Here is a 3977-nt window from a genome sequence, read left to right on the forward strand (position 1 = left end):
CCCATTCACCACGATCGACCGCGATGGCGTTGGAGAGCTGGTGGCGATCGGCGTCGAGCGCGGCCTCGTCCACCGCTAGCGGCCCGAGCATGAGGCCCGGCCGGTCGCCGAGCGCCACATGCCAGAAGCGCAGCGTGCCGAGCAGGCGCCCATCGGCGTCCACCGCGGCGAAGGAAAGGCCCTGAGCCGGCAAGCGCCGCTCGCGCAGCCGCTCGCACGTCTTCATGAACCGGGCCGGGCCGAACGCGCGATCGAGCAGCGCCTCGCGGGCCCCGGCGTCAGCCGGAGCCTCGTCCCTGATCAGGATCATCGCCGCCTCCGTCAGATGACGTGCGAAGCGAGCGGCAGGAAGCCGTTGAAGGCCACCGCCGCATAGGTCGTGGTGTAGGCGCCGCAGGCCTCGATCAGAACCTTGTCGCCGATCGAGAGGCTGACCGGCAGCGGATACGGCGTCTTCTCGTACAGGACGTCGGCGGAATCGCAGGTCGGACCGGCGAGAACGCACGGCGCCGTCGCGCCGCCGTCATGGGCGGTGCGGATCGGGTACCGGATCGCCTCGTCCATCGTCTCGGCGAGGCCGCCGAACTTGCCGATGTCGAGATAGACCCAGCGGATTTCGTCCTCGGCGTCGGACTTCTTCGACACCAGCACGACCTCGGCCTCGATCCAGCCGGCGTCGCCGACCATGCCGCGGCCCGGCTCGATGATGGTTTCGGGGATGCGGTTGCCGAAATGCGTGCGCAGGGCCTCGAAGATCGACGCGCCATAGGCCTCGACCGCCGGGATGTCGCGCAGGTAGCGGGTCGGGAAGCCGCCGCCGAGATTGACCATGGACAGCGCGAGGCCGCGCCGCTCGCACTCGCGGAAGATCTCCGCCGCGGAGCCGAGCGCCGCATCCCACGCGCCGACATTGTTCTGCTGCGACCCGACGTGGAACGACACGCCATAGGCGACCAGCCCGCGCAGATGCGCGTGCTCGAGCACGTCCGCCGCCATCTCGGGCGCGCAGCCGAACTTGCGCGACAGCGGCCATTCGGCGCCCGCGCCGTCGGCCAGGATGCGGCAGAACACCTTGGAGCCGGGGGCGGCGCGCTCGATCTTCTCGACCTCTTCCCGGCAATCGACCGCGAACAGGCGCACGCCACGGGCGTAGGCCGCCGCGACGTCGCGCTCCTTCTTGATCGTGTTGCCGAACGAGATGCGGTCGGCCGACGCGCCGGTCGCCAGCGCCATGTCGATCTCGGCGACCGACGCGCAATCGAAGCACGAGCCGAGCTCGGCCAGCAGCTTCAGGATCTTCGGATCGGGGTTCGCCTTGACGGCGTAGAACACGCGCGTGTCCGGCAGCGCGTGCGCGAACTTGGCGTAGTTCGCGCGCACGACCTCGCTGTCGACGACGAGAACCGGCCCGTCGGACTGGCCGTCAGCGAGGAAGCGTCGGACTCGGTCGTTGCCGAGAGCGTCGAGATGCGAGGTCATGGCGGGAAGTCCCCAAGCAACGTCAGTGGCCGGTGGATCGACGCCCTCCGTTCGCCCGCGCTGTGGAGACGCGGCCGTCCGATAGTTGCGTCGTTCCGTGACCGCCCCCCTCGCGGGTCGCGGCCGTCGATCACGCCGTAGTCGCGATGACCCTCCGGACGGATGTGATCCGGCCGATCAGGTCTTCGCCACGCTTGGGACTTGGGGATGAACCCGCGACCCGCGCGCCCGGCAAGGATGTAGTCGCCTCTTCAGTGACCCCGGCCTGTGGAGAGCCGGGAGAGACCAAAAAAGCCCTCTACGTCGTTGCTTCACGTCGCGTCCGCCGCCGGAGAGGCGACTTAGAGCCGGTTGGGATTTCCGGCCATCGGGTTGCCCGGCGGGGAGTTCCCGCCAACCCGACACACGACACAGGCACGCGCGAAATTGGGCAGGCGCGGAGATAGGGGCGTTCGCGCCCGCATGCAAGCGGCATCTTGGTTTGTGACAGGGTTTTTTGATGCTGCGGTCGTTGCGCAACGCCGCTGCGAGGCGAGGGCCCCTGCTTGCCGGCCGCCGCGCTCCCCGGTTAGAATCCGCCGACGGCCAGAACCTCCCCTCCGGCCGTCGGCGCGCAACCTTCTCCGAGTAAACGCAGGCCGCCTCGCGGCCTGCCGCGAGTTCTGATCCGCATGACTGACAGCGTCACTCGCCCGCTCAGCCGCCGGCGCGCGCTTGGCCTCGGCCTCGCTGTGGCCGGCTCCGCCTTGATAGGGGGGCGGGCGGCGGCCCAGCAGCCGGAGCCCGCCGCCTTCGGCTATCACGACGTGCTCAGGCGGGCGCGCGAACTGGTCTCAAAGCCCTACGACCCGGGCGTGAGGGAGCTCCCCCAGGAGCTCCGCAATCTGAATTTCGACCAGTACCGGGAGATCCGCTTCCGGTCCGACCGCGCGCTGCTCGCGGGCGGCGGCGGACAGTTCCGCATGCAGATGTTCCACCCCGGCTTCCTGTATCAGCGTCCGGTGGTGGTGAACGTGGTGCGTGACGGGATCGCCACGCCCGCCCCGTACTCGGGCGCGCTGTTCGACTACGGCGCCAACAAGTTCCAGCGGCCGCTTCCGGTCGATCTCGGCTTCGCGGGCTTCCGGCTGCATTACCCGCTGAACGACCCGCGGGTGTTCGACGAGCTCATCTCGTTCGTGGGCGCGAGCTATTTCAGGGCGCTCGGCCGGAACCAGGTCTACGGCCTGTCGGCGCGCGGCATCGCGGTGAACTGCGGCGGGCCGGAGCCGGAGGAGTTTCCGGACTTCCGCGAGTTCTGGGTCCAGATGCCGGGTCCCGACGACGAGAGCGCCACCATCTACGCCTTGCTCGACGGCGCGTCAGTGACCGGCGCCTATCGCTTCACCGTCTATCCCGACGTCGAGACCGTGGTCGACGTGACCGCGACGCTGATCCCGCGCAGGCCCATCGCGAAGCTCGGCGTCGCGCCGCTCACCTCGATGTTCTTCTACGCCGAGAACCAGCGCCGGCATTTCTCGGATTTCCGCCCGGAGCTGCACGATTCGGACGGGCTGCTGATGCAGACCAGCAGCGGCGAGTTCGTCTGGCGGCCGCTGCGCAACCCGAAGACCCCGCAGATCTCGGCCTTCTGGGACCGGGATCCCAAGGGCTTCGGCCTGATGCAGCGCGACCGGCTGTTCGAGCACTACCAGGACCTCGACCTGAACTACCAGGTGCGGCCGAGCTACTGGATCGAGCCGCACGAGGGCTGGGGGGAGGGCCGCGTCGAGCTCGTCGAGCTGCCGACCGACGACGAGAGCAACGACAACATCGTGGCCTTCTGGGTGCCGTCCGCGCCCGCCGAGGTCGGCAAGGAGCGCAGCTTCGGCTACCGCATCCGCGCCATGACCTCGGACGCGCGGCTGCACACCGGCGGACGGGCGGTGAACACCTATCCGACCCGCGCCGCCGCGCTCGGCTCCGCCGAGCCGGTGCCGCCGGGCACGCAGCGCTTCATCATCGACTTCTCGGGCGGCGACCTCGGCTTCTTCCTGGCCGACCCGACGCGCGTCTCGGTGGTGCCGTCGACCTCCTCGGGGGCGATCCTGCGCACCTTCGTGACGCCCAACCCGAAGATCGGCGGCTTCCGGGTCGGGGTCGACGTGCAGGCCGACACCGGCAAGACGATGGAGCTGCGCGCCTTCCTGAAGGCGGGCGACCGGGCGCTGACGGAAACCTGGACCTTCCCCTACGCGCCCGAGAACGCCCCCTAGGCGCGGCTGACCGCGACGCTCTTCACCAGCGCGTAGACGACGCGGCCCGGGGCGAGGTCGAGCTCGGCGGCCGCGCGGCGGGTGATCTCGGCGCGCAGCACGGCGCCGCCGACGTCGACCGAGACCGAGGCGTAGGGCCCGTCGCCCCCTCTTCGGACACCTCGTGCCGGATCTCGGCGGTCTGGCCGACCTCCAGATCCTCGAACGCGATTTGCGGGCGCGTCTGGTGCTCGTCGTCCAGCG

4 protein-coding genes are annotated in these 3977 nt (G+C 69.9%); 1 reads left to right on the forward strand and 3 read right to left on the reverse strand.

Annotated elements, in window-relative coordinates; all coding sequences use genetic code 11:
• Both ACIKT0_RS14390 and ACIKT0_RS14395 read right to left on the reverse strand, forming a co-directional pair.
• On the reverse strand, positions 1-310 hold a 310-nt coding region (locus ACIKT0_RS14390; protein ID WP_407106006.1), incomplete at its 3' end, for a GNAT family N-acetyltransferase.
• Positions 311-321: 11 nt separating this feature from the next.
• On the reverse strand, positions 322-1479 hold the full coding sequence (locus tag ACIKT0_RS14395) for a type III PLP-dependent enzyme (RefSeq protein WP_407106007.1): 1158 nt from the start codon (positions 1477-1479) through the stop codon (positions 322-324).
• 671 nt (positions 1480-2150) lie between these two features.
• Between ACIKT0_RS14395 and ACIKT0_RS14400 the strand changes: the two genes are divergently transcribed.
• The gene (locus ACIKT0_RS14400) at positions 2151-3734 is read left to right on the forward strand and encodes an OpgD/OpgG family glucan biosynthesis protein (RefSeq protein WP_407106008.1); all 1584 of its coding nucleotides are present in this window, start codon (positions 2151-2153) and stop codon (positions 3732-3734) included.
• On the opposite strand, the gene ACIKT0_RS14405 is transcribed toward ACIKT0_RS14400, so the two are convergent.
• Positions 3731-3977 (reverse strand): TOBE domain-containing protein (locus tag ACIKT0_RS14405; RefSeq protein WP_407106009.1); only part of this gene is annotated, 247 nt, incomplete at its 5' end. The two genes, ACIKT0_RS14400 and ACIKT0_RS14405, sit on opposite strands and share 4 nt — an antisense overlap.

The sequence above is a fragment of the Hansschlegelia beijingensis genome (assembly GCF_045505405.1).
GTDB lineage: Bacteria > Pseudomonadota > Alphaproteobacteria > Rhizobiales > Methylopilaceae > Methylopila > Methylopila beijingensis_A.